The following is a 25,578-nucleotide window of genomic DNA, read 5'->3' on the forward strand; positions in this document are numbered from 1 at the left end:
GTGCGTTAAAACCATGGAGACTCCGTAATGCCCAGCCCACTGCACCCGGATAAACGACGGTTTCCACTGCACGTCCATATCAGCGTCATGTTCACTTTCCTGTTGCTGCTGACCGGTGTGGTACTGGGCATTTTCAATTACCGGCAAACCACCCAGGTCATTCTGTCCAGCAGCGAAAAAGTGTTCGAACGAATTGAACAGGACGTACGGCTGGACCTCCAGTCTACGTATGTGCCGATCCGGCATTTGCTCAGCCTGCTGGCCGATAACCCGGCTGCCCAGGCGGACGGGCTCGAACCACGTCTGGCGCTGCTCAAGCCGTTCAGCCAGGCGCTCAAGGACAACCCCAACCTTGCCTCGCTGTATCTGGGCTACGCCAATGGCGACTTCTTCATGGTTCGTCCGTTGCGCGGCGATGCACTCAAAAAGCTGCTCAACGCCCCGACCACTGCGGCCTATCAGGTATGGAGCATCGAACGGCGGGCAGGCGACAATCAGGTTCACTCACAATCCTTGTTTTATGATGCGGCCCTGACCCGCATCAGCCGCCAGGACCTCGCCGACGAAACCTATGACCCTCGCAGCCGTACCTGGTTTTCCAGTGCCCTCGAAGACCCGAATCAAATCACGACCGATCCTTACGTCTTTTTCTCCACCCACAACGTCGGCACCACCCTGGCCCGGCGCAGCGACAATGGCGTCGTCATGGGAGCAGACCTGACGCTGGCCGAACTCTCAGCCACCCTGGCTAAACACGTGGTCACCCCCGCCACCGAAATCGTCCTGTTCGACGCTCGGGGCAATGCCATTGCCTACCCCGACAGCCGCAAGCTGATCATCGACGACCAGACCGTCCACCTGAGCAAGGCCGCCGATCTGAGCCCCGCCATCGGCGCCTTGCTCACCGGACACCCAGAAGGAAATCGCCTGGAAGTTAACGGCCGGCAATGGATTGTCGCCCGCAGTAGCATGCAGGAGGGCGGTCCACAGGGTTTGCAACTGGCGCTGCTGGTGCCCGAGGATGAGTTGCTGGTCGACGCCTATCGCATGCGCTGGCAAGGGGCGCTGGTAACGCTGGCGATCCTGCTGCTATGCCTTCCCTTGGGCTGGCTGACCTCAAGACTGCTGGTCAAGCCTCTGCACGCATTGGTGGAAGAAGCCGATGCGATTCGCAGTTTCGATTTCAATTTTCCCGCCAGCCGCCGCTCGCCGGTGCTTGAGGTGGATCAGTTGAGCCTGTCGATGGCGCGCATGAAGGAATCCCTGGGCAGCTTTTTCCGAATCACCGACAGCCTGGGAGCCGAGACCCGCTTCGCGCCGCTGTTGCAAAAAGTCTTGTTCGAAACCGTGAAAATCGCCCAGGCCCAGGCGGGGCTGATCTATCTGCGTGAAGGCGATGACCAGCGACTGGAACCCCATGGCCTGATCATTGATGGCACGCCCGAGGCGTTGTCGTCGTTCGATATTCAGGGCCACGAACCTGAGAGTTCGCAGAGCCCGGCCTGGTTGCTACAGCTATCCAGGACCGACAACCTGGTCACCCACCTGGGCTTCGAACAGGCAGGCGACTTGCAGAGGGTGCTGCTGGCAATCGACAGCCCTCGGGTACACCTGATCGGGATTCGTCTGCGCAATCGTCATAACGAAACCGTGGGGCTGCTGGTCCTGCTGCTGGCCGACAGCGGTAGCCAGAGTGATCTGGAAAAGCTTCGACCTGACCGGATTGCGTTTCTCCAAGCGGTGTCCGGTGCGGCGGCGGTAAGTATTGAAAGCCAGCGCCTGCAAGCCAAACAGAAACAACTGCTGGATGCCTTCATTCAACTGCTGGCTGGCGCTATCGACGCCAAGAGTCCTTACACCGGTGGTCACTGCCAACGGGTACCGGCACTGACACTGATGCTCGCTCAAGCGGCCGCGGCCAGCGAAGCCCCGGCATTCAGCGGATATCAGCCCAGCGAAGATGAGTGGGAAGCGCTGCACATTGCCGCCTGGCTGCACGATTGCGGCAAGGTCACCACGCCCGAGTACGTCGTGGACAAAGCCACCAAGCTGGAAACCCTGAACGACCGCATCCACGAAATTCGCACCCGCTTCGAGGTACTCAAGCGCGACGCCTGGATTGGCTATTGGCAGGCCCTGGCCCTTGGCGGCGATGCACAATCGCTAGCCGAACAGCGCAATGCCAGCCTGGCCGCACTGGACGATGACTTCGCCTTTGTCGCCCGTTGCAATATGGGCAGCGAAGCCATGGCCGGGGCGGACCTGCAACGGCTGAACCTGATCGCCCAGCGCACCTGGAGTCGAACGCTGGATGATCGAATCGGCGTTTCCTGGGAGGAAAACCGGCGCCAGGCTGCCACTGCGGCGCCAACGCTGCCGGTCAATGAACCACTGCTGGGCGACAAACCCGAGCATCTATTCGAACGCGCCGAGGCCGAATTGATCCCGTCCGAGAACCCGTGGGGATTCAAACTCGATGCGCCACGCTACAAATACAATCGCGGCGAGCTCTACAACCTGAGCATCGTGCGGGGCACGCTGACGCGCGAAGAGCGCTACGTGATCAATCATCACATGGTGCAGACGATCCTGATGCTCAGTCACCTGCCGTTCCCGGGCCACCTCAATAGCGTCGCGGAAATCGCTGGCGGCCATCATGAAAAAATGGATGGCACCGGTTATCCCAAACAGCTGAAACGCGAAGAAATGAGCCTGCCGGCGCGGATGATGGCGATTGCCGATATTTTCGAGGCACTGACCGCCGCCGACCGCCCTTACAAAAAAGCCAAATCGCTGAGCGAAGCGCTGGGCATCATGGCTACCATGTGCCGTGACGCCCATATCGATCCCGAGCTGTTCGGGCTATTTATCAACGAGCGGATTTACTTGCGGTACGCCGACCAGTTTCTCACCCCACAGCAGATTGATGCGGTAGACCCCCTCGGCCTGCTGGTCAAGGCAGGCCTGGCAGCCTGATCAGCAATCGGTCAGGCGCAGGAAAATCGCCGCCAGTTGTTCGATACCGGCTTGATCATCAGCGCTGAATCGCGCCAGTTTCGGACTGTCCAGGTCGAGTACGCCAATCAGGCGGCCGTCCTTGACCAGCGGCACGACCAACTCGCTGTTCGACGCGCTGTCGCAAGCGATGTGGCCGGCAAATGCATGCACGTCCTCGACCCGTTGCGTCTGCAAAGTCGCTGCGGCGGCGCCGCAAACACCCCGACCAAACGCAATCCGCACACAGGCGATCTGGCCCTGAAACGGTCCCAACACCAGTTCTTCATTGCGATTGAGGTAGAAGCCGGCCCAGTTCAGGTCCTCAAGCTGGTTATACAGAAACGCCGAAAACTGCGCCGCATTGGCGATGAAATCCCGTTCGTCCGCCAGCAGCGATTCCAGCTGCGCCCACAGCATGCCGTAGCCCTCAAGGCCCTGCCCGCTCTTTTCCAGATTGATCATGCCTTGTGCTCCAACAGCTTAAGCCCAACCCAATAGCGAGCAAATTGATAGGCGCAACGTCCATTGCGATTGCCCCGACCGGTCGCCCAGCGCACAGCGAGGATGTCCAGTTCTTCGTCTCGCTGCCACGCAAGTCCAGCCTTGTCAGCCAATTGGCCGATCCAGTGTTCGACGACGTTGAGAAAGTGTTCCTGAGTGAACGGGTAAAACGACAACCACAATCCAAAACGGTCCGACAGCGCGATCTTGTCCTCCACTGCCTCGTTGGGATGAAGCTCGCCGTCGACCACTTTCCAGTTTTCGTTATCACTTTCCTTCTCCGGCACCAGGTGGCGACGGTTGGACGTGGCATACAGCAGCACGTTGTCCGGCGCCTGTTCGAGGGAGCCGTCCAGGACACTCTTGAGTACGCGGTAATCCCCTTCACCGGCCTCGAATGACAAGTCATCGCAAAACAGCACAAAGCGCTGCGCCAGCTTGGCAATCTGTTCGACCACACGAGGCAGATCCGCCAGGTGATCGCGCTCGATCTCTATCAGCCGCAAGCCGGCTTTTGCATGTTCGGCCAGCAACGCGCGCACCAGCGACGATTTACCGGTGCCCCTGGAACCCCAGAGCAGCGCATGATTGGCTGGCATGCCATCAAGGAATTGTTGAGTATTGCGACCCAGTTGCTCCAACTGCCGGTCAACGCCGATCAGGTCAGACAACCGCATGTCGAGACTGACTTCCAGCGGCAGCAAAAATCCGCTGCGGCCTTCACGTTGCCAGCGCGCCGCCAGACAGTTGTCCCAGTCAATCGCTTGCCGAGGTGCAGGCAACAGCGGTTCGATTCGCGCAAGAACAGCATCGGCGCGTTCAAGAAATGCATTCAATCGGGAGTCCACGTCTTTTCCTCAGGCACGTTTCACAGTAAAGATGGCGATACAGCGACGAAACACAGTGCGCGATTCTCATATCAGCCGTTTGTTAAAGGGTGATTCGGGAGCATCGGCAGGCCTGCATGATCGACTATGCTTGAGCAGCGAAGGGAAACGGAAGTGGTTCAACACCCCATGGATATCAAATTCACTCACCGGCTGTCTTACAAGCAGGCGCGGCTTACCGTGCTGGTCGGTTTCATATTGGGCACTCTGCTCAGTCTGGTGCAAATAGGCATCGATTATGCCAGCGAAGACGCCTCCATCAACCGTGAAATACTTTCACTGCTGGAAATCAGCCACAACCCCGCTTCGCGCATCGCCTACAACATCGACGCCGAACTTGCCCAGGAACTGACCCTGGGGCTGCTGCGTTCCCCGGCGATCATCAGCGCGCAATTGACCGATAACAACAATACCGTGCTCGCCAGCGTCAAGCGCCCGACCACGCAAAGCGGTTACCGGGTCATCAGCGATTTTCTGTTCGGCGCCAATCGCCAGTTCGAAGACCGCCTCTTTCTCGACCACTTGCCTGACGAGTCCCTCGGCGTCTTGCATCTGGACGTTGATACCTATGCCTTTGGCAGCCGTTTTCTGCGCCGGGCCGAAGTCACGCTGCTCAATGGTTTCGCCCGTAGCCTGATCCTGACCGGCATCCTGCTGGCGCTGTTCTACGTCATGCTGACCAAGCCACTGGTACGGGTGATCCGCGAACTCAGTGGCCGCGATCCACGCAGTGCACAGCCGACCTCTCTGGAGTTTCCGGCCGGGCATGAGAACGATGAAATTGGCGTGCTGGTCAAAGTCGCCAATCAACAATTCGAAAATATCGCCACTGAGATCCAGCAACGGCGTACCGCCGAAAATCGTCTGACCGACTACCTCGGGCAACTGGAAAACATCGTCTCGGCGCGCACCGCCGAACTCAAGGCGATCAACGCCCGGCTCAGCCAGTCCAACGAGGAACTGGAAGTCGCTCGCAGCACCGCACTGGACATGGCTGAAGCACGTTCCGCGTTTCTGGCCAACATGAGCCATGAGATCCGTACGCCGCTCAACGGCCTGTTGGGGATGATCGCCCTGTCGCTGGACGGCCCGCTCAATGCCGAACAACAACAGCAACTGTCCATCGCCCACGACTCGGGCAAGGTGCTGGTTGAGCTGCTTAACGATATTCTCGACCTGTCGAAGTTCGATGCCGGTCAGCTGGAGCTCGAACACATTCCATTCGACCTCGGTTCGCTGATCGAAGACACCGCCAACCTGCTTTCACAGAACGCTGCACCGAGTGTCGAACTGACGTGCCTGATCGACCCGCAGTTCCCGGCGCTGGTCCTGGGCGATCCTACCCGTGTCCGACAGATCGTCAGCAACCTGCTGTCCAACGCCCTGAAGTTCACCCGCTTTGGTCGGGTTGACGTGCGCCTGTCGATGTTCGAGGACGGTGTACGCATCGAAGTCTGCGACACCGGTATCGGCATTGCTCAGGAAGCCCAGGTGAAAATCTTCCAGCCCTTTACCCAGGCAGGCGCCGGTATTACCCGTCAATTCGGCGGTACCGGGCTGGGGCTGGCGCTGACCTACAACTTGTGCGAAGCGATGCAGGGACGGCTGACGATCAGCTCCGAGGTCGGCTTTGGCAGCCAGTTCTGTGCCGACCTGCCGCTGCCCTGCCATACCCGAGCCGTGCCGCCCGCTGCGCTGCAAGGCAACATCGTTGCGATCACCACCCCAAGCAGCGGTCTGGCGGAATTGTTACAGGCACTGCTGCCCGGCTGGGGGCTCGACTATCAGCAGCGCACCATTGAAGACTCGCTGCTCGGCCTGACACCCGATGTGTTGATCACCGACTGCCCCGAGTGCCTGTTTGGCCTACGGCCCACGTTTACCGCGCCGATCCTGCTGGTGACCGCCTACGGCAGCTTCATGCCCAGCGAAGAAGCCAGCGCCCTGGCACCCTTGCAGCAACAGGCGCGACCGCTGGCGCGCAATGCGCTCTACCAAACGTTGCGACGGGTTTTACAGCCGGATATCACCACGATCAGCGATGCCCGTCTCGACACGCTCACACCGCAGCGACGTGGTCGGGTATTACTGGTGGAAGACAATCCGGTCAACCAATTGGTGGCCAAGGGCATGCTGGCCAAACTGGGCTGCGAGGTGATCGTCGCCGCCCACGGTGCCGAGGCGCTGGATCAACTGGAGTTGCGTGAATTCGATCTGGTGCTCATGGACTGCAACATGCCGGTCATGGACGGCTACGAGGCCAGTCGCCACATTCGCCGCAGCGGTCGCTGGCCCCAGTTGCCCATCGTCGCCCTGACCGCCAACGCCATGTCCGAAGAACGGGAACGCTGCCGTACGGCGGGCATGAGCGACTACCTGGCCAAACCCTTTCGCCGGGAAGAACTGGCCGCCCTGCTCGATCTGTGGATACCCGCTAAGACAGTGCCCTGATCTGCCCCAAGAGTTGATCGAGGCCGTTGCGCAACTCACTCAGGCGATCCAGGTCGACCCCGCTGTCGCATAACAGCCGAGCCTTGAGCGGCCCGACTTGCTCACGCAAGGCTTTGCCGGCGGGCGACAGGCTCAGGTGCACCTCGCGCTCGTCACGCGTCGAGCGTTGGCGCCGCACCAGTTGCAGTTGCTCAAGACGCTTGAGCAACGGCGTGAGCGTGCCGGAATCCAGCGCCAGGCGCTCCCCCAATGCCTTGACCGTCGGCTGCCCGGGTGCGGATGCCTGCCACTCCCACAGCACCAGCATTGCCAGGTACTGCGGGTACGTCAGGCCCAACTCGTCGAGCATCGGCTTGTAGGCCCTGATCACCGCACGGGAGGCGGCATACAGCTTGAAACACAACTGGCTGTCGAGGCTCAGAGAATCGGTTGGCGCGCGGTTCATTTGAGCAGGGCTTCGATCTCACGACTCAAGTCCTGCGGCTTGGTGGCAGGGGCGAAGCGCTTGACCAACTGGCCGTCCTTGCCGATCAGAAACTTGGTGAAGTTCCACTTGATGCCCTGCGACCCGAGCAGGCCCGGCGCGCGTTTTTTCAACTGAACGAACAACGGGTGTGCGTCGGTGCCGTTGACCTCGATTTTCTTGAACAGCGGGAAACTGACACCGTAGTTCAGTTCGCAGAACTCGGAAATCGCCCCTTCGTTACCCGGCTCCTGCTTGCCAAACTGGTTGCAGGGAAAACCGAGGACCACCAGGCCTTGGTCCTTATAGGTCTGCCACAGCTCTTCCAGACCTTTGTACTGCGGGGTGAAGCCGCACTTGCTGGCGGTGTTGACCACCAGCACCGCCTTGCCGGCGAAATCGGCCAGGGTCTTCTGTTCACCCTTGATGGTCGTGCACGGGATGCTCAGCAGGTTGTCGCTCATGGCAGGGATTCCAACTGTAGGAGTAGAAACCAAACATAGCGAGCAATTGAATTGTGTGCAATTTAATAAATCAATACTTGATCCAGCGCACAGAGGGCCCCTGTGAGAGCGGGCTTGCTCCGGGCGGCATTCCGACGAAAGCGGTGACGAATGGCAGGGGCAAGACAGTTGCTCCCACATGGGGCTGCCCTGCACCGGGTTGCGTGTTTATTCCCGCGGAACGAGGTCCAGACACACCGAGTTGATGCAGTAACGCAGCCCGGTCGGTGGCGGGCCGTCCGGAAAAACATGCCCAAGGTGCGCATCGCATTTGGCACAGACCACTTCGGTGCGGATCATGCCGTGGCTGACGTCACGGATCTCGACCATCGCACTGTCGCCGATTGGCGCGTAAAAGCTCGGCCACCCGCAGCCAGAGTCAAATTTGGTCTGCGAATCGAACAGCGGTTCATTGCAGCAGATGCAGTGGAAAACGCCGTCGACCTTGCTGTCGTTGTATTTGCCGGAAAACGGACGTTCCGTGCCTTTGAGACGGCAAACGTTGTATTGCTCCGGGTCGAGCATCGAGCGCCATTCTTCCAGGGTTTTTTCCAACTTTTCCATTGTCACACCTCAGCGGCTGAAAAAGCCCGATCTGTACCTTTTCCACGGATCGGGCGGCACGTATGATTGCGCCTCGTCAAACGCCAGTCTGGCAGCCAGACCACGCGCATTCAAACGGATTTATGGGTGCTGCCTCTCAAGGCGTCAGGCCTGTGTGAATACGCAGGATTCCCAGTACGGTAGTTCATACACCGCCTGGATCGTTCATTTTCGGGAACACATCGCCATGCAGGTCAGCAAATCGAACAAGCTCGCCAACGTCTGCTACGACATTCGCGGCCCAGTGCTCAAGCACGCCAAACGCCTGGAAGAGGAAGGCCATCGCATCCTCAAGCTGAACATCGGCAACCCGGCGCCCTTTGGTTTCGAAGCGCCGGATGAAATCCTCCAGGACGTGATCCGCAACCTGCCGACCGCTCAGGGTTACAGCGACTCCAAGGGCCTGTTCAGTGCACGCAAGGCCGTGATGCAGTACTACCAGCAAAAGCAGGTAGAAGGCGTCGGCATTGAAGACATCTATCTGGGCAACGGCGTTTCCGAGCTGATCGTGATGTCGATGCAGGCCCTGCTCAACAACGGTGACGAAGTGCTGGTGCCGGCTCCCGACTATCCGTTGTGGACTGCCGCCGTCAGCCTGGCCGGTGGTAACCCGGTGCATTACCTGTGCGATGAAGGCGCCGACTGGTTCCCGGACCTGGCCGACATCAAGGCCAAGATCACCCCGAACACCAAGGCGCTGGTGATCATCAACCCGAACAATCCGACCGGTGCGGTGTACTCGCGGGAAGTTTTGCTGGGCATGCTTGAACTGGCCCGCCAGCACAACCTGGTGGTGTTCTCCGACGAGATCTACGACAAGATCCTGTACGACGATGCCGTGCACATCTGCACCGCTTCGCTGGCGCCGGACTTGCTGTGCCTGACCTTCAACGGCCTGTCCAAATCTTATCGCGTGGCGGGTTTCCGTTCCGGCTGGATCGCTATTTCCGGCCCGAAACACCACGCCCAGAGCTACATCGAAGGCATCGACATGCTGGCCAACATGCGTTTGTGTGCCAACGTGCCGAGCCAGCACGCCATCCAGACTGCGTTGGGCGGCTACCAGAGCATCAACGATCTGGTGTTGCCGCAAGGGCGCCTGCTGGAACAGCGCAACCGCACCTGGGAGTTGCTCAACGACATTCCCGGCGTAAGCTGCGTCAAGCCGATGGGCGCGCTGTATGCGTTCCCGCGGATCGACCCCAAGGTCTGCCCGATCCACAACGACGAGAAGTTCGTACTCGACCTGCTGCTCTCCGAGAAGCTGCTGGTGGTACAGGGTACGGCCTTCAACTGGCCATGGCCGGACCACTTCCGCGTCGTGACCCTGCCGCGGGTTGATGAACTGGATCAGGCCATCGGCCGGATCGGCAACTTCCTCAAGACCTACCGCCAGTAAGCGCCCATTCACCGTGCGACAGGCTCAGGTCGCACGGTGATTAATTCAGCAACACATCTTCACGCCCCCACCGCACCCTGCCGTTTCCATGACCTCCCGATCAGGGGCTTTGCGCTCGCGCCTAATAACGGCGGGGGCTGGCAGCTCAATCGATTCTCAAACGCTTCCTGCAACCACGTCGGAAATGCCCTGCAAACAGGTAGACTGTTGCTGTAGGACACAGTTTGAAATAGTCACTCGGTTGAATAGCCCGGTGCAGCACCTTATATACCCCGCAGTACGCTACATCTTTAGCATGAGGAGATTTCTACAACCATGATGCGCATCCTGCTGTTTTTGGCCACTAACCTGGCGGTCGTGCTGATTGCCAGCATCACCCTGAGCCTTTTCGGCTTCAACGGGTTCATGGCGGCCAACGGGGTTGATCTCAACCTCAATCAGCTGCTGATTTTCTGTGCGGTCTTTGGTTTCGCCGGTTCGCTGTTCTCGCTGTTCATCTCCAAGTGGATGGCGAAGATGAGCACCAGCACCCAGATCATCACCCAGCCGCGCACCCGCCATGAACAATGGCTGCTGCAAACCGTCGAGCAACTGTCTCGCGAAGCCGGGATCAAGATGCCTGAAGTCGGGATTTTCCCGGCCTACGAGGCCAACGCCTTCGCGACCGGCTGGAACAAGAACGACGCACTGGTCGCGGTCAGCCAGGGCCTGCTCGAACGTTTTTCGCCAGATGAGGTGAAAGCCGTTCTGGCTCACGAGATCGGTCACGTGGCCAACGGTGACATGGTCACGCTGGCGCTCATCCAGGGCGTGGTGAACACCTTCGTGATGTTCTTCGCACGGATCATCGGCAACTTTGTCGACAAGGTGATCTTCAAGAACGAAGAAGGCCAAGGCATTGCCTACTACGTGGCGACCATTTTCGCCGAACTGGTGCTGGGCATTCTGGCCAGCTCCATCGTCATGTGGTTCTCGCGCAAACGCGAATTCCGCGCCGACGAAGCCGGTGCACGCCTGGCCGGCACCAACGCAATGATCGGTGCCCTGCAACGCCTGCGAGCCGAACAGGGCCTGCCGGTACACATGCCGGACACCCTGAACGCCTTCGGCATCAACGGTGGCATCAAACAGGGGTTCGCCCGCATGTTCATGAGCCACCCGCCGCTGGAAGAGCGTATTGACGCGCTGCGTCGTCGGGGCTGAGTCGTTCCGCACCAAAAGAAAGGCCCGCAAGTGATGCGGGCCTTTTTTTGTCTGGTGACTTGTGGTGCCCATTCGGCCTTCATCGCGAGCAAGCTCGCTCCCACAGTTGTCCGCGTTAGCTGAATGTACACGGTCCAATGTGGAAGCGAGCTTGCTCGCGATGAGGCCAGCATACACAACACAAATCTTTCAGCTGGAAACCCGATACACCCGCTCTTCAAGCCGCGTAACACCACCCTCCAGGAACTTCTTCCCGTTCTCGTTCAGGACGTCCTGATCTTCCAGTATCTTCAGCTCCCAGGTCGCCCCGAATAACCGTTGTACTTCCTCATTCAGCACGGCAAACGGCGGGCCCTCCAGCTGGGCCTGGTCATAATCCAGGGTAATCAACAACCCCAGAGAGTCCTTGGGGACAATCCGCTTCAAATGCTCGGCGTACTGCTCGCGCATCTTCGGTGGCAAGGCGATCAATGCCGCGCGGTCGTACAGCGCACTGCAGTCGGCAACATCGCCAGCCGTCAACGCGAAGAAATCACCACACCAGATTTCGATCGATCCCGCCCGATAGACGGTAAAGGGGCCTTGATCAGTGACGTCCGGGTCAAATTGATGTTCGTGGAAAAAATCCTCCACTGCTTTTTCCGACAATTCGATACCCAACACTTCGTGACCGCATTTTGCCAGCCACAGCAAATCCAGGGTTTTCCCGCATAACGGCACCAGTACCCGCGAGCCCTCTTCCAGGCCCAATTGTGGCCAGTACCGTTGCAGATATGGATTCACTTCCGGCAGGTGGAAGCCGATCTGATTCGACGTCCACCGCTTGTGCCAAAATTCCGGCTGCATAATTAATCCCGATAATTCGATCAAAAGACGCTAAAACTTATATTAGATTTAGATCAATGATCTGACTGAAGATGGTGCCATCTTACTCTCAGGAGCGCATTCATGTTCCCCAGCCTGTACATCTCTCATGGCTCGCCGATGCTGGCACTGGAACCCGGTGCCAGCGGACCTGCCCTGGCCCGCCTCGCAGCTGAATTGCCCAAGCCAATAGCCATCGTGATCGTCTCGGCGCATTGGGAAAGCAATGAGCTGCTGGTCAGCGGCAACCCTCAGCCTGAAACCTTTCACGACTTCGGCGGTTTTCCAAAAGCGTTGTTCGAGGTGCAATACCCGGCTCCCGGTGATCCAGAGCTTGCAGCCGAAGTCGTCGCACTTTTGAAGGCCGACGATTTGCCTGCACGTATCGATGCAAAGCGACCGTTCGACCACGGTGTCTGGGTCCCACTGTCGTTGATGTATCCGAACGCCGATATTCCGGTGGTACAGGTTTCCCTGCCCACCCGTGGCGGCCCTGCGCTGCAAACACGCGTCGGCCATGCCTTGGCCGGCCTGCGCCAGAGCGGCGTACTGCTGATTGGCTCCGGCAGCATCACGCACAACCTGCGCGAACTGGACTGGCATGCCGGGCCGGAAAGCGTTGAGCCATGGGCCAGGACATTCCGCGACTGGGTGATTGAAAAACTCGCGGCGAACGACGAAGCGGCGCTGCATGACTATCGCCAGCAGGCACCGAATGCCGTGCGCAATCATCCGAGCGACGAGCATTTGCTGCCGTTGTATTTTGCTCGTGGGGCTGGGGGTGAGTTCAGCATTGCGCATCAGGGATTCACCATGGGCGCGCTGGGCATGGACATCTATCGGTTTGGCTGACAGATAGACCGGATTGCCTGCTCGCGAAGGGCACGCCGCCAATTTCAGGCCAGGCACAAACAGCAGGCATAAAAAATCCCCGAACCAGTCGGGGATTTTTTATGTTCGATCAATCAGCCCGGGGGCGGATCAATCTTCGCGATAGCGACGCAGCTTCAACTGCTTGCCAGCAACGCGAGTGTCCTTCAGTTTGGTCAGCAGTTTCTCCAGACCATCTTCCGGCAGCTCGACGAGGCTGAAGCTGTCACGCACCTGGATGCGACCGATTGCTTCACGAGCCAGGCCACCTTCGTTGAGGATGGCGCCCAGCAGGTTCTTGGCAGCGATACCATCACGCGCACCCAGCGCGGTACGGCAACGAGCACGGCCTTCGGCCAATGGAACCGGAGCACGACGCTCACGATCACCACGGTCCGGACGATCACCGGTACGCTCTGGACGATCGCCACGTGGTGCATTGTTCGGCACCAGTGGACGTTCTTTCTCGATGGCAGCCAGGGTCAACGCCTGAGCGTTGGTTGCCTTGCGCAGCAGAGCAGCGGCCAGTGCACGCGGGGTGCAACCGATATCGGCGGTCAGACGATCCAGCAGATCACCGTGGGTCGATTCAGCATCGGCTACCAGTGGCGACAGGCTGTTGGTCAGTTTCTTGATGCGGGCATCGAGAACGGCCTGAGCGTCCGGCAGGCGAACTTCGGCAACCTTTTGACCGGTTACACGCTCGATCACTTGCAGCATGCGGCGCTCACGCGGAGTCACCAGCAGCAGTGCACGACCTTCGCGACCGGCACGGCCGGTACGGCCGATACGGTGAACGTAGGACTCCGGGTCGTACGGCATGTCAACGTTGAATACGTGAGTGATGCGCGGAACGTCCAGGCCACGAGCAGCAACGTCGGTCGCCACAACGATGTCCAGACGGCCATCCTTGAGGGAGTCGATCACGCGCTCACGCTGGTTCTGGGCAATGTCACCGTTCAGCGCAGCGGCTTTGTAGCCTTTGGCTTCCAGGGCGCTGGCCAGGTCCAGGGTCGCTTGCTTGGTGCGCACGAACATGATCAGTGCGTCGAAATCTTCCACTTCCAGCAGGCTCAATACAGCCGAGGTCTTCTGGTCAGCGTGAACCAACAGGTGAGCCTGTTCGATCGCGGTAACGGTCTGAGTCTTGGTCTGGATCTTCACGTGTTGCGGATCGCGCAGATGGCGTTCGGCAATGGCACGGATCGACTGCGGCAGGGTGGCCGAGAACAATACGGTCTGACGGGTTGCAGGCAAGGCCTTGAAGATGACTTCGAGGTCGTCCATGAAACCCAGTTTGAGCATTTCGTCGGCTTCGTCGAGAACCAGGTGGTTCACGGTCGACAGCACTTTTTCGTCACGACGCAGGTGGTCGCACAGACGGCCCGGAGTGGCGACAACAATCTGTGCGCCATTGCGGATTGCTTTCAGTTGTGGACCCATAGGGGCGCCGCCGTAAACGGCCACAACGGTAACGCCCGGCATTTGCTTGGCGTAGGTTTCGAAAGCGGTTGCTACTTGCAGCGCCAACTCACGGGTTGGCGCCAGGATCAGGGCTTGCGGCTCGCGCTTGGCAGGATCGATGCGATGCAGGATCGGCAGAGCGAACGCGGCAGTTTTACCTGTACCGGTTTGCGCCTGGCCAATCATGTCCTGGCCGGCCATGATGATCGGGATCGATTGCTGCTGAATAGCCGAAGGTTCTTCGTAGCCAGTCGCGATGATGGCTGCAAGAATGTTCGGATTAAGATTAAAAGCGGCGAAGCCGCCGGTTTCCTGGGTCATGGGTCTGCCTCTAAGTGCATCCGCAAAGACCCATGCTCCAAAGCTGCGCATGCCGTGTAAGACTCAAGAGTCGCCCTGGCTGCTTTGTCGGCGGGGATTTGCGAAAACGAATGAATGAAAAAGATTCGTCAAGGGAGAGTCCGCTGTGCGGACGTGCAGCCGAAGCTGACTTCGGGGAATTGCGCTACCTAAACGCGGCCCGGTTAAAGGCCGGCGCGCACTATACCGGAATTCGCCCAAAAAGGGAGCATTATTTGTCGGAAAAATGACGCATACGCCGTTGTGTCACAGGCTTTGCGGATAATCATGCAAGAGTCTATTTTTCAAATGCCCGGCCCTGCTGGGGATGGCGCTAAAACGGTTCACCCTTGTGACGCAGACCTTCGGTCTGACGCCCCCTTCCCGCCCGAGGAAATGCCCCATGAATCAGCCTGATTCCAGTCGTGTCAGCCGTGAACGACGCGGTCATATCCTGTTGATCGGCCTGGATCGGGTTGCCAAGCGCAATGCCTTCGACCTTCAACTGCTCAACCAGCTCAGCCTGGCCTACGGCGAATACGAAGCCGACAGCGAGGCTCGGGTAGCGGTGGTGTTCGGCCATGGCGAGCATTTCACTGCCGGGCTGGACCTGGTCAGTGCCAGCGCCGCACTCGCCGAAGGTTGGCAGGCGCCGCCCGGAGGCTGCGATCCATGGGGCGTGTTCGCCGGTCCCAGGGTGAGCAAACCGGTGATTGTCGCAGCACAAGGTTATTGCCTGACTATTGGTATCGAGCTGATGCTGGCCGCCGACATCAACCTGTGCGCCAGCAACACCCGTTTTGCCCAGATGGAAGTGCAGCGCGGTATCTTTCCGTTCGGCGGCGCGACCTTGCGCCTGCATCAAGTGGCCGGCTGGGGCAACGCCATGCGCTGGCTGCTGACGGGAGATGAGTTCGATGCACATGATGCATTGCGCCTTGGGTTGGTGCAGGAAGTCATGGCCAGCGAGGACTTGCTGCCTCGGGCGATTGAATTGGCTGAGAGAATTGCCCGACAGGCGCCGCTGGGGGTACAGGCGACGTTAATGTCGGCGCGCCAGGCGCGGTATGAGGGGGAAACAGCAGCGGCGCAGGCATTACCACCGATGGTGAAGAAGTTGCTGGCCAGTGAAGATGCCAAGGAAGGGGTGCGGGCGATGATCGAGAAGCGGCCGGGCGTTTTCAAAGGGATTTGAGGGATGCAGTGCTTCTGATGGCCTCTTCGCGAGCAGGCTCGCGAAGGGCCGCCCCCATCAAGTAGCCGGCCGAATCGCCTTGATCAACGTCTGCAACGAATACCCCAATCGCGGCGCCAGCCCTTCGGCCCGTGCAATCAAACCCTCCATGTCCAGTTCCTGATCCAGCTCTGAAGGCACGATCAGAATCACATTGCCCTCCTTCACCGGCAGCTCCCAGTAATGTCGGTGATAGAGCCCGCGCAGCAACGCCGCACCCAGCGGCTTGCCATCATCAGTGGCCCACTGGTTGATCACCAGCCAGCCACCCGGATTCAGACGTTTCTGGCAATCGGCCAGAAAACTCCAGGCCAAATGCCCGACACCCGGCCCGACATCGGTATAAAGGTCGACGAAAATCAGGTCCGCCGGCTCCGCCGTGCCCAGCAGCTCCAAGGCATCGCCAACGCGGATGTACAGGCGCGGATCATCATCGAGCCCCAGATATTCAATGGCCAGGCGCGGTACGTCAGGGCGCAGTTCGATGGCTTCGACATCGTCCAGCGGCAGGAACTTGAGGCAGGCCTGGGTCAGGGTGCCAGCACCGAGCCCCAGAAACAGCGCGCTTTCCGGCTGCTCATGGCACAAGGCACCGATCAGCATCGCGCGGGTGTAGTCGTATTCCAGCCAGCTCGGATCGGCGGTGAATACGCAACTTTGCTCAATGGCGTCGCCGAATTCCAGAAAACGGTAATCGGCCACTTCCAGCACGCGAATCACGCCGAACTCATCCTGTACCTCGGCGAGCAAATGCTCGACGCGCTCCTCAGTCATTTCGTCTCCTGATCGTCACCGGGCCCGGCGACACAACAAAACCGCGTAGGTGGCGCGGCAAAGGCGCGATTGTCGGCCAAGCGACGGGAACAGGTCACGCACTAATTGCTGATAACATGGTGCCCCGAGCGTAAAACACTAGAGACCGTGATGAGCCAACCCTGGAGCCCTGACAGCTGGCGTGCCCTGCCAATCCAGCAACAACCCCGTTATCCCGACGCAGCGCATCTGCTGCAAGTCGAGCAAACCCTGGCCGGTTATCCGCCACTGGTGTTTGCCGGTGAAGCCCGGGAGTTACGCCGTCAGTTTGCGCAAGTCACCCAGGGCCGAGCGTTCCTGCTGCAGGGCGGCGACTGCGCCGAGAGCTTCGCCGAGTTCTCCGCCGCAAAAATCCGCGACACCTTCAAAGTGCTGCTGCAAATGGCTATCGTCATGACCTTCGCCGCTGGCTGCCCGGTGGTCAAGGTTGGACGCATGGCCGGCCAATTCGCCAAGCCACGTTCGGCCAACGACGAAACCATCGATGGCGTGACACTGCCGGCCTACCGTGGCGACATCGTCAACGGCATCGGTTTCGATGAAAAAAGCCGTGTACCGGATCCGGAGCGTCTGCTCCAGTCCTATCACCAGTCCACTGCCACCCTGAACCTGTTGCGCGCTTTCGCCCAGGGCGGTTTCGCCGACCTGCATCAGGTGCACAAGTGGAACCTGGACTTCATCGCCAACTCGGCCCTGGCGGAAAAATACAGCCATCTGGCCGACCGAATCGATGAAACCCTGGCGTTCATGCGCGCCTGCGGCATGGACAGCTCGCCGCAACTGCGTGAAACCAGTTTCTTCACCGCCCACGAAGCGCTGCTGCTCAACTATGAAGAAGCCTTCGTGCGCCGCGACAGCCTGACCAACGACTACTACGACTGTTCGGCGCACATGCTGTGGATCGGCGACCGTACCCGTCAGCTCGACGGCGCCCACGTTGAATTCCTGCGTGGGGTGAACAACCCGATTGGCGTCAAGGTTGGCCCGAGCATGAACCCGGACGACCTGATCCGCTTGATCGACGTGCTCAACCCGGACAACGACCCGGGCCGCCTGAACCTGATTGCACGCATGGGCGCAAACAAGGTCGGCGATCACCTGCCGGCGCTGATTCGCGCCGTTGAGCGCGAAGGCAAGAAAGTACTGTGGAGTTCTGACCCGATGCACGGCAACACCATCAAGGCCAGCAGCGGCTACAAGACTCGCGATTTCGCGCAGATTCTTGGCGAGGTGAAGCAGTTCTTCCAGGTGCATGAGGCAGAGGGCACTTATGCCGGTGGTATTCACATCGAGATGACCGGGCAGAACGTGACCGAGTGCATCGGCGGTGCGCGGCCGATTACCGAGGACGGTCTGTCGGACCGGTATCACACCCATTGCGATCCGCGGATGAATGCGGATCAATCGCTGGAATTGGCATTTTTGATCGCTGAAACCCTGAAGCAAGTCCGACGCTAAACCGCGTCAAACCCATCGAGGGCAAGCCCTCTCCCACATTGATCCGCGTCCACCTGGACAACTCGGTCAACTGTGGGAGCGGGCTTGCCCGCGAAGGCGCCCGTTCAATCCCTGCCAATGCTGGCCAATGCCACCCGCAACCGCGCTGCGCTCACCCGCTGACAATTCAACTGCACCCGCTCTAGCCCCAACCAATCCGCCATCTGCCGCAGATTGAGGGCCAACGCCATCATCCCTTCGTCATCCAGCCCCGGATCTTCCTCGTGCACCGCATGCACCGCCAGGCGGCCTGACGCTCGTTCCGCCCGCAAATCCACCCGAGCAGCAATCCGTTCATTGTGCAAAAACGGCAACACGTAATAGCCGAAGACCCGTTTGTCCTGCGGCGTATAAATCTCCAGCCGATAACGGAAATCGAACAGCCGCTCGGTGCGGCTGCGCTCCCAGATCAGCGAGTCGAATGGAGACAACAAGGCACTGGCGTCGACCTTGCGCGGCACCTTGGGCTCGGGCAAGAAAAAAGCCGGTTGGCGCCAGCCCTGAACCTCGCCGGTCAGCAACTCACCGGCCTCCACCAGTTCCACCAGACGCGCGCGACTGTCAGCAGGGCCGAGGCGAAAATAATCGCGAAGGTCTTTTTCCGTCGCCACGCCCAAAGCGCTCGCCGCATGCAACAGCAGACCACGCTGGGCCTCGGCCTCGGTCAACAGCGGTTGCTGCAAAATGGCTGTCGGAATGACCCGTTCCGGCAAATCGTACAACCGCTCGAAACCACGGCGACCGGCGACCGTTACCTCGCCGGCGGCGAACAGCCATTCCAGCGCATGCTTCTCGGCGCTCCAGTCCCACCACGGCCCGGCCCGCTCCTGGCGGGTCGACAGGCTGCCAGCGCCCAGCGCACCGAGCTCTTCAACCGAGGCAAGTACCCGGCGAACGGTGTCTTGCTGTTCACGACCAAAACGCGCCAGTTGCTGATAAATGTCTTCGCCACGCGTCGCCCGCTCCATCCGCCAGCGCATCAACGGGTACATCGACAACGGCAACAGAGACGCTTCGTGGCCCCAATACTCGAATAACGTACGCCGGCGCCCCTGACTCCAGGCAGCCTGGTCGAGCAAGTCGGGTGAGTAGTTGCCGAGACGGGAAAACAGCGGAAGGTAGTGCGAACGCACCAAGGCATTGACTGAGTCGATCTGCAAAATGCCCAGACGTTCAATCAGGCGATTGAGCTGAGCCGGCTTGATCGCCGCTGGCGGCTGGCGCCCATTGAATCCTTGGGCGGCCAGGGCCAGACGTCGAGCCTGTTTGATGGAAAAGGACAGCGTTGCGGGCATGAGCATCTCCTTGTCTGCTCGCAACCTACCTCACCGGGAAGGGGTTTGTGTAGCAACGGCCTCATCATTTATGGATCGGATCATCCCAGAATGGCCTGATCGACTCATGCTCGACGTCGGCACGACTGACGCCGATGTCTTTCAACGCTTCATCGCTCAGACTCGCCAGCAACTCACGTTCACGGTGAAGTTCGTACCATCGGCTAAACTTGTGCAGCAGATCGGACACCGAATGCAGTGCGTGTCCCGTGACTTTTTCTTCCGTTACCGACTCGCTTTGACCTTTCATCATGTCGCCCTCCTTTGGGATGGCCCAAGTCTCGCGCCGGAGCTAAGATCAATCCAACGAATGTTTCTGATGCTATGCATCTCGGAGATTGATGAATGTCCGCCTACCCCAGTATTGACACCGATGTGCTGCGCACCTTCGTGGCCATCGCCGATCAGGGCGGCTTTACCCGTGCGGGAGAAATGGTCAACCGCACTCAGTCGGCCGTCAGCATGCAGATGAAACGACTTGAAGAGGACGTTCTCCAGCGCCAGCTGTTCGAACGCGACGGGCGACAGGTGAAGCTGACCGCAGAAGGCCAGGTGTTGCTGGGTTATGCGCGACGCATCCTGAAACTGCACAGTGAAGTCTTCAATACCCTGCGTGAACCGCACATGGTCGGCACCGTGCGCATCGGTACGCCGGATGACTACGTCATGCGTTTTCTGCCGGGCATCCTTTCGCGCTTTGCGCAGTTCTATCCGCTGATCCAGATCGAAGTTCACTGCGAATCCACCCGGCAATTGTTGCAACGCCAGGACTTGGACCTGTCCATCGTCACCCGCGAACCGGGAACGGAGATCGGCCAGTTGTTGCGCAAAGAGCGTTTTGTGTGGGCCGAAGCGCAGTGTTTCAGCGCTCACGAGCAAACACCGCTGCCACTGGCCATGTTCAACAGTGATTGCTTCTGCCGGTTGTGGGCGTGCAATGCACTGGACGCGATGGGCCGCGACTACCGGATCGCCTACAACAGCACCAGCCTGTCCGCGCTGATGGCTGTGGTCAGTGCCGGGCTGGCGATCACCGCGCAGCTCGAAAGCCTGATCACGCCGGACTTGCGCATCCTCGGTGCCGCCGAAGACCTGCCGCTGCTGCCGGAGGCCAGCATCATGCTGGTGCGCAACCTGCACAATCCGTCGCCGATCACCGAGTGCCTGGCCGAGCACATCGTCGAAGGCTTCAAACTTTAAAAGCGAGCATTACCGCGCACAGCACCAGAAAGCCACAGAACAGCCCGCGAAGCAGCCGTTCCGGCAGCGCATGGGCGACTTTCACGCCCCAGCTGATGCTCAGCAATCCACCGATTGCCAAAGGCAGGCCGATCATCCAGTTCACCTGATGATGCGCGGCATAGGTCACCAGCGTGACCCCGGTGCTCGGCAATGCCAACGCCAGCGACAAGCCTTGGGCCACCACCTGACTGGTGCCGAACAGGCTGGTCAGTACCGGCGTCGCTACCACCGCCCCGCCCACCCCAAACAACCCGCCCATGGTCCCGGATGCTGCGCCCAATACCCCGAGCCACGGCCATGAGTAGTTCATCTGCGAAGCGGCCGGCGGCGTTGCGGTGAACATTCGTATCAGGTTGTAAGTAGACAGTGCGACCAGGAACGCCACAAATCCGATGCGCATGGTTTGCGCATCGATGCCCACCGCCCAGATCGAACCGATCCAGGCAAAGCAAAAACCCGTCAAGGCCAGCGGCAGCGCGTGGCGCAGTTCAATGCGGTTGCGTTGGTGATAACGCCACAGCGCCAGCATCACGTTCGGCACCACCATTACCAACGCCGTGCCTTGGGCGACTTGCTGGTCAAGGCCACAAAACACGCCCAACAGTGGAATCGCGATCAGGCCGCCACCGATCCCGAACAATCCACCCAAGGTGCCCAGCGCCGCGCCAAAAAGCAGGTACATCAAAAACTCAAGCACGGGTCACTTCCTTCTATGTCTGGCAATTCATCCTACGCACTCGCGGCTGGCGGGGAAACGCACAGCAACGCACAATGGCTGTGCCAACTTCGCACAAGCGCATCGATGACATGAACCCCAATCAGCTGACCGAACAACTCGGCCTGTTTCTGGATGTACTGGAAACCGGCAGCTTTTCCGCCGCATCCCGCCGCCATCCGCTGACCCCGTCGGCGGTGGCCCGACGCATCGACAGCCTGGAAAGCGCCGTCGGCAGCCAGTTGTTCCTGCGCAGTACCCACGCAGTGCGTGCTACCCCGGCAGGGCTGGCCTTTGCCGAACGTGCTCGACGGATCGTCGCCGAACTGCGTCTGGCCCGGGCCGAGGCGGTGTCGTTGAGCAGTGCGCCGGAAGGCCTGATTCGCGTAGACGCCCCGGCAGCGTTCGGGCGACGGCATCTGGCGCCGGTCATCGCCGACTTTCTGCTGCTTTATCCCGGCCTTGATGTGCAACTGCACCTGATCGACAGTTTTGTCGACATGCAGGGCTTGAATCTGGGCAAGGTGGATCTGGTGCTGCGTGCCGGGCAAATAGTGGATACCCGGCTGGTGGCCACGCCGCTGGCGAACATGGTGCGCATCGCCTGCGCCAGTCCCGACTACCTCAAGCGCCGTGGCGTACCGACCGAGCCGGCGCAATTGATCGAGCACGATGGCCTCGACTGGAACGGGCTGGCACCGCTCCTTGCCTGGCGCTTCGAGAAAGACGGCCACATGCAGCTGCACCGACCGGCGCGCATCCGCATCAGCGCCAACAACGCCGAAGCCCTGGTCAGTGGCGCATTGGCCGGGCTGGGCATTGCTCATCTACCGACATGGCTGGCCAGTGAATACCTGTTACGCGGCGAACTGCTGCCGCTGTTCTGCGAAAACGGTCTGCCAAAGCCGGAGACAGCCGGTATCTATGCGTTGCGCCTGGAGCAACAGGCCAGCTCCCGCAGCCGGCTTTTGCTGGAATACCTGAAAACCCGTTTCAGCCCGATTCCACCGTGGGATCTTGCCTTGCAGAGCGACCTGAGACGGCACTAGCCGATAATTATCTGGCGCATTAAAGATTCGCCCGCTAGATTCATGACGATGAACGATCAAGGCGCTGACATGAGTAACAAACCCGAGACCCCGGACCACTGCGACCACCTGCTGCTGGATAATCAGGTGTGCTTTGCCCTGCATTCCACGTCGCTGTTGATGACCAAGGTGTACAAGCCGCTGCTGCAAGCGCTGGGCCTGACGTACCCGCAATACCTGGCAATGATGGTGTTGTGGGAACGGGACGGCTTGACCGTCGGCGAAATCAGCACACGACTGCTGACCGATCCGGGCTCTTTGACGCCGCTGCTCAAACGACTCGAGGCCGAAGGGTTGCTCAGCCGGACCCGCAGTCGTGAGGATGAGCGGGTGGTGATTGTCGAACTGACTGACCAGGGTCGCGCCCTCAAGGACCAGGCTCGGGATATCCCGCAGTGCATTCTCGGCGCCAGTGGGCAGACGCTGGAGCAGTTGCAGAAACTGCAAGCGGATCTGCAGGCGTTGCGTCGTCATTTGCAGGACAGCCTCTGAGTTAAAGAACTCCGTTATCCCCCTGGGGGAGCGGGCTTGCTCGCTCCCACAAGGATCTCTGCATACGCCCCGTCGTGGCAGTCTCAAAAAAACATTCCCCCTCTGCCCGCTCTAAATCAGACCTCTTGCCTCTCCCCTTGCCATCAAAGCCAGACATTCCCAAAATTTATCTTGCGCGCAAAATATTATCGAGCTACATTTATTTCGCACTTACTTAGCGCACAAACTATTAGCGCAAAACACACACCCCGATGAGGCTCACACCATGCAAACTCTCTACACCGCCATCGCAACATCCACCGGGGGCCGCGACGGTCGTGCGGTTTCCAGCGACAACATTCTCGACGTCAAACTCGCCACCCCGAAAGAACTCGGTGGCGCCGGCGGTGCGGCGACCAACCCGGAGCAATTATTCGCGGCCGGTTATTCCGCCTGCTTCATCGGCGCACTGAAGTTCGTGGCCAGCCAGACCAAACGCAGCATCCCTGCTGACGCCTCGATCACTGCCCACGTCGGCATCGGCCAGATCCCTGGCGGTTTCGGGTTGGACATCGATTTGCACATCAGCCTGCCGGGGCTTGAACAAGCCGACGCGCAAAGCCTGGTCGACGCCGCCCACCAGGTTTGCCCGTACTCCAACGCCACGCGCGGCAACGTCGATGTGCGCCTGCACGTCACCGTGTAAAAACCTTCAGGCACAAAAAAGCCCGACTCGATGGTCGGGCTTTTTCATTACGCAAGCGGTGCTTATTTAGCACGGCCTTTGTAGGAACCGCCTTCGCGGGTATCGATCTCGATCTTGTCACCGATTTCGATGAAGTCAGCCACTTGCAACTCAGTACCGTTGCTCAGCTTGGCAGGCTTCATGACTTTGCCGGAAGTGTCACCGCGAGCGGAACCTTCGGTGTAGTCAACTACGCGCACGATGGTGGTCGGCAGCTCTACGGACACCAGACGCTCTTCGAAGAAGATCGCTTCGCAAACATCGGTCATGCCTTCTTCAACGAAAGGCAGAACGGCTTCGATGTCTTCAGCGTTCAGCTCGTACATGGTGTAGTCAGTGGTGTCCATGAACGTGTAGGAGTCGCCGCTGATGAAGGACAGGGTCGCTTCTTTACGGTCGAGGATCACATCGTCCAGTTTGTCGTCAGCGCTGTAAACGATCTCGGTCTTGTAACCGGTCAGCAGGTTTTTCAGCTTGGTCTTCATGATCGCGCTGTTACGGCCCGATTTGGTGAATTCAGCTTTCTGAACCAGCCAAGGATCGTTTTCGAGACGGATCACCATGCCGGGTTTGAGTTCTTTACCAGTTTTCATTGCGAATATCCGAATTTGGATGGGATTTACAAAAATCTAGGCCGCGTATCATATCCAATTTACATAAAACTGTACCAGCGCCGTGGCAAGATCGGCCTGCAAGGCTTGTTCCAGACACCACGCCTGAGCATGATTTTGTAGTTCTGCCTCGTGTTTACGGGTGGCCAGCCAGTGTTCGGCCATGTCGGCACCGGCATTCCAAGACCGCCAAAGACCGCTGATCGCCTCGGCAGCAGGCGTTGAAAGGCCTTTTGTGTAGAGCGTCAGGAACGCTTCGAGCTTGTCCAGGTGAATGTCGTCGTCCTGCTGGTAGATGTGCCAAAGCAGCGGCCGAGCGGCCCATTGTGCACGGACGAAAGAGTCTTCACCCCGCACCGCGTTGAAATCACAGCACCACAGCAAGTAGTCGTATTGATCCTGGCGGACGAATGGCAGCACCTGAACGGTCAACGCCTGGCGCACATGCAGCGCCCCCACGGCTAATTCGCCAACACTCAGCCAACGCTCGACATCGCCGAGAACCCGCCCTTCCGGCACCAGCAGATGGGTCGGCGTCGAGTCGGCGGCCAACGTGTCGAGCCAGCTCGCAAGGCCGGTATTTTCATAGGCAAACAACGAGATCAATTGCGCGTCGCACGCACGTTCAATGCCCAGCCCTTGCAGGAATTGCTGCTGAGCCGCCGAACTTAGCTGAAACTGCTGACGTCGCTCCAGCAATCCCCGCTCCCGCAGCAAACCACCCGTGTCTTTCTGGAAACCGGGAAAGAAAAAATACTTCTGTACGTTCTGGTATTTGACCGACGGCAAACCATGGCAGCCAATCACCCAGTCTTCGGCACTCAGGTAATCGAGGTTCAACCACAACGGCGGTTGTTCGCGTGCGGCCATGGCATCCATATAGTCGTGGGGCAACTGGCAGGCGAATGCGCCAATCACCACATCGGCGGCCGACGTGACTGGCCATTCGCTCGGCCAGTGACACACCTCGACGCCTTCCTGCCATTGCTGCGAAAGGTTGATATCGATCTGGGGGCACAGTCGCTCGAAAGCGCGCAGGTCATCGACCCACAGGCGCACATCAACTGAGTGTTCGGCCACCAGTTGCCGGGCCAGGCGCCAGGTCACGCCGATGTCGCCGAAGTTATCGACCACGGTGCAGAAAATATCCCAGCGGGTTTTCAGTTCAGGCATTGCAGGCTCCCGTTGGCAAAGGTGCCGATTGTCCGCATAAATTACCCCGTACAGAAGAGCCGACGACGATTAATCTTCGTGCGACAATCGCCACTCGCCCGCGACCACCCG

Annotated in this window: 24 protein-coding genes; 11 read left to right on the forward strand and 13 right to left on the reverse strand. The window is 59.4% G+C overall.

Going from position 1 to position 25,578, the window contains the following annotated elements; genetic code table 11:
- Positions 1–27: 27 nt before the first annotated feature.
- Positions 28–2,976 carry an HD domain-containing phosphohydrolase gene (locus tag POF45_RS07105; protein WP_282315423.1) on the forward strand — a complete coding sequence of 983 codons (2,949 nt, stop codon included), beginning with the start codon at positions 28–30 and terminating at the stop codon, positions 2,974–2,976.
- Here the strand turns inward: POF45_RS07105 and POF45_RS07110 are convergent, their stop codons facing one another.
- Complete coding sequence (locus tag POF45_RS07110) at positions 2,977–3,459, reverse strand: GAF domain-containing protein (protein WP_259495427.1); 483 nt, start codon at positions 3,457–3,459, stop codon at positions 2,977–2,979.
- Complete coding sequence (locus tag POF45_RS07115) at positions 3,456–4,346, reverse strand: ATP-binding protein (protein WP_259495428.1); 891 nt, start codon at positions 4,344–4,346, stop codon at positions 3,456–3,458. Before POF45_RS07115 ends, POF45_RS07110 begins: the two co-directional genes overlap by 4 nt.
- 168 nt (positions 4,347–4,514) lie before the next feature.
- Here POF45_RS07115 and POF45_RS07120 point away from each other — a divergent pair, with 168 nt between their 5' ends.
- Entirely contained in the window at positions 4,515–6,836 is a 2,322-nt protein-coding gene (locus POF45_RS07120; protein ID WP_259495429.1) for a hybrid sensor histidine kinase/response regulator, read from the forward strand.
- Here POF45_RS07120 and POF45_RS07125 read toward each other — a convergent pair.
- The 3 genes from POF45_RS07125 to msrB form a co-directional block, all read right to left on the reverse strand.
- Positions 6,820–7,281 carry a MarR family winged helix-turn-helix transcriptional regulator gene (locus POF45_RS07125; RefSeq protein WP_282315424.1) on the reverse strand — a complete coding sequence of 154 codons (462 nt, stop codon included), beginning with the start codon at positions 7,279–7,281 and terminating at the stop codon, positions 6,820–6,822. The genes POF45_RS07120 and POF45_RS07125 overlap by 17 nt on opposite strands.
- Complete coding sequence (locus tag POF45_RS07130; RefSeq protein ID WP_259495432.1) at positions 7,278–7,763, reverse strand: glutathione peroxidase; 486 nt, start codon at positions 7,761–7,763, stop codon at positions 7,278–7,280. Before POF45_RS07130 ends, POF45_RS07125 begins: the two co-directional genes overlap by 4 nt.
- A 207-nt stretch (positions 7,764–7,970) precedes the next feature.
- On the reverse strand, positions 7,971–8,366 hold the full coding sequence (gene msrB, locus POF45_RS07135) for a peptide-methionine (R)-S-oxide reductase MsrB (protein ID WP_259495433.1): 396 nt from the start codon (positions 8,364–8,366) through the stop codon (positions 7,971–7,973).
- 226 nt (positions 8,367–8,592) lie between these two features.
- Between msrB and POF45_RS07140 the strand changes: the two genes are divergently transcribed.
- The gene (locus POF45_RS07140; RefSeq protein WP_259495434.1) at positions 8,593–9,804 is read left to right on the forward strand and encodes a pyridoxal phosphate-dependent aminotransferase; all 1,212 of its coding nucleotides are present in this window, start codon (positions 8,593–8,595) and stop codon (positions 9,802–9,804) included.
- Positions 9,805–10,119: 315 nt separating this feature from the next.
- On the forward strand, positions 10,120–11,007 hold the full coding sequence (gene htpX / locus POF45_RS07145) for a protease HtpX (RefSeq protein WP_150767214.1): 888 nt from the start codon (positions 10,120–10,122) through the stop codon (positions 11,005–11,007).
- A gap of 189 nt (positions 11,008–11,196) precedes the next feature.
- Here htpX and POF45_RS07150 read toward each other — a convergent pair whose 3' ends face one another.
- A complete protein-coding gene (locus POF45_RS07150; RefSeq protein ID WP_259495437.1) occupies positions 11,197–11,853 on the reverse strand; it encodes a thiopurine S-methyltransferase in 657 nt (218 codons plus the stop codon).
- Positions 11,854–11,955: 102 nt separating this feature from the next.
- On the opposite strand from POF45_RS07150, the gene POF45_RS07155 reads away from it, so the two are divergent.
- Complete coding sequence (locus tag POF45_RS07155) at positions 11,956–12,723, forward strand: DODA-type extradiol aromatic ring-opening family dioxygenase (RefSeq protein WP_259495438.1); 768 nt, start codon at positions 11,956–11,958, stop codon at positions 12,721–12,723.
- Between the two features lie 129 nt (positions 12,724–12,852).
- Here the strand turns inward: POF45_RS07155 and POF45_RS07160 are convergent, their stop codons facing one another.
- Positions 12,853–14,526, reverse strand: a complete 1,674-nt coding sequence (locus tag POF45_RS07160; protein ID WP_259495439.1) for a DEAD/DEAH box helicase — start codon at positions 14,524–14,526, stop codon at positions 12,853–12,855.
- Positions 14,527–14,947: 421 nt separating this feature from the next.
- Here POF45_RS07160 and POF45_RS07165 point away from each other — a divergent pair, with 421 nt between their 5' ends.
- Positions 14,948–15,739, forward strand: a complete 792-nt coding sequence (locus POF45_RS07165; protein ID WP_259495441.1) for a crotonase/enoyl-CoA hydratase family protein — start codon at positions 14,948–14,950, stop codon at positions 15,737–15,739.
- A gap of 57 nt (positions 15,740–15,796) precedes the next feature.
- On the opposite strand, the gene POF45_RS07170 is transcribed toward POF45_RS07165, so the two are convergent.
- Positions 15,797–16,552, reverse strand: a complete 756-nt coding sequence (locus POF45_RS07170) for a spermidine synthase (RefSeq protein WP_259495443.1) — start codon at positions 16,550–16,552, stop codon at positions 15,797–15,799.
- 150 nt (positions 16,553–16,702) lie between these two features.
- Here POF45_RS07170 and POF45_RS07175 point away from each other — a divergent pair, with 150 nt between their 5' ends.
- On the forward strand, positions 16,703–18,049 hold the full coding sequence (locus tag POF45_RS07175) for a class II 3-deoxy-7-phosphoheptulonate synthase (protein ID WP_259495445.1): 1,347 nt from the start codon (positions 16,703–16,705) through the stop codon (positions 18,047–18,049).
- Between the two features lie 104 nt (positions 18,050–18,153).
- On the opposite strand, the gene POF45_RS07180 is transcribed toward POF45_RS07175, so the two are convergent.
- Positions 18,154–19,383, reverse strand: a complete 1,230-nt coding sequence (locus POF45_RS07180) for a winged helix-turn-helix domain-containing protein (protein ID WP_282315425.1) — start codon at positions 19,381–19,383, stop codon at positions 18,154–18,156.
- A 64-nt stretch (positions 19,384–19,447) separates the two neighbouring features.
- Complete coding sequence (locus POF45_RS07185; RefSeq protein WP_259503223.1) at positions 19,448–19,672, reverse strand: DUF1127 domain-containing protein; 225 nt, start codon at positions 19,670–19,672, stop codon at positions 19,448–19,450.
- A gap of 95 nt (positions 19,673–19,767) precedes the next feature.
- Between POF45_RS07185 and POF45_RS07190 the strand changes: the two genes are divergently transcribed.
- The gene (locus tag POF45_RS07190; RefSeq protein WP_259495448.1) at positions 19,768–20,622 is read left to right on the forward strand and encodes a LysR substrate-binding domain-containing protein; all 855 of its coding nucleotides are present in this window, start codon (positions 19,768–19,770) and stop codon (positions 20,620–20,622) included.
- On the opposite strand, the gene POF45_RS07195 is transcribed toward POF45_RS07190, so the two are convergent.
- Positions 20,612–21,346 carry a sulfite exporter TauE/SafE family protein gene (locus tag POF45_RS07195; protein ID WP_282316014.1) on the reverse strand — a complete coding sequence of 245 codons (735 nt, stop codon included), beginning with the start codon at positions 21,344–21,346 and terminating at the stop codon, positions 20,612–20,614. The genes POF45_RS07190 and POF45_RS07195 overlap by 11 nt on opposite strands.
- A gap of 125 nt (positions 21,347–21,471) precedes the next feature.
- On the opposite strand from POF45_RS07195, the gene POF45_RS07200 reads away from it, so the two are divergent.
- The 3 genes from POF45_RS07200 to POF45_RS07210 all read left to right on the forward strand — a co-directional run bounded on the left by POF45_RS07200 (position 21,472) and on the right by POF45_RS07210 (position 23,644).
- The gene (locus tag POF45_RS07200; RefSeq protein ID WP_282316015.1) at positions 21,472–22,428 is read left to right on the forward strand and encodes a LysR family transcriptional regulator; all 957 of its coding nucleotides are present in this window, start codon (positions 21,472–21,474) and stop codon (positions 22,426–22,428) included.
- 69 nt (positions 22,429–22,497) lie between these two features.
- Positions 22,498–22,959, forward strand: coding sequence for a MarR family winged helix-turn-helix transcriptional regulator (locus POF45_RS07205; protein WP_259495450.1), 462 nt, complete (start codon positions 22,498–22,500; stop codon positions 22,957–22,959).
- Positions 22,960–23,224: 265 nt separating this feature from the next.
- Positions 23,225–23,644, forward strand: a complete 420-nt coding sequence (locus tag POF45_RS07210; RefSeq protein WP_192304361.1) for an organic hydroperoxide resistance protein — start codon at positions 23,225–23,227, stop codon at positions 23,642–23,644.
- 62 nt (positions 23,645–23,706) lie between these two features.
- On the opposite strand, the gene POF45_RS07215 is transcribed toward POF45_RS07210, so the two are convergent.
- On the reverse strand, positions 23,707–24,276 hold the full coding sequence (locus tag POF45_RS07215; protein WP_223483792.1) for an elongation factor P: 570 nt from the start codon (positions 24,274–24,276) through the stop codon (positions 23,707–23,709).
- A gap of 48 nt (positions 24,277–24,324) precedes the next feature.
- Positions 24,325–25,467: an elongation factor P maturation arginine rhamnosyltransferase EarP gene (gene earP, locus POF45_RS07220; protein ID WP_282315427.1), complete on the reverse strand. Its 1,143-nt coding sequence runs from the start codon at positions 25,465–25,467 to the stop codon at positions 24,325–24,327.
- Positions 25,468–25,578 lie beyond the last annotated feature (111 nt).

This window comes from Pseudomonas fungipugnans, assembly GCF_029955235.1.
GTDB classification, from domain to species: Bacteria; Pseudomonadota; Gammaproteobacteria; order Pseudomonadales; family Pseudomonadaceae; genus Aquipseudomonas; species Aquipseudomonas fungipugnans.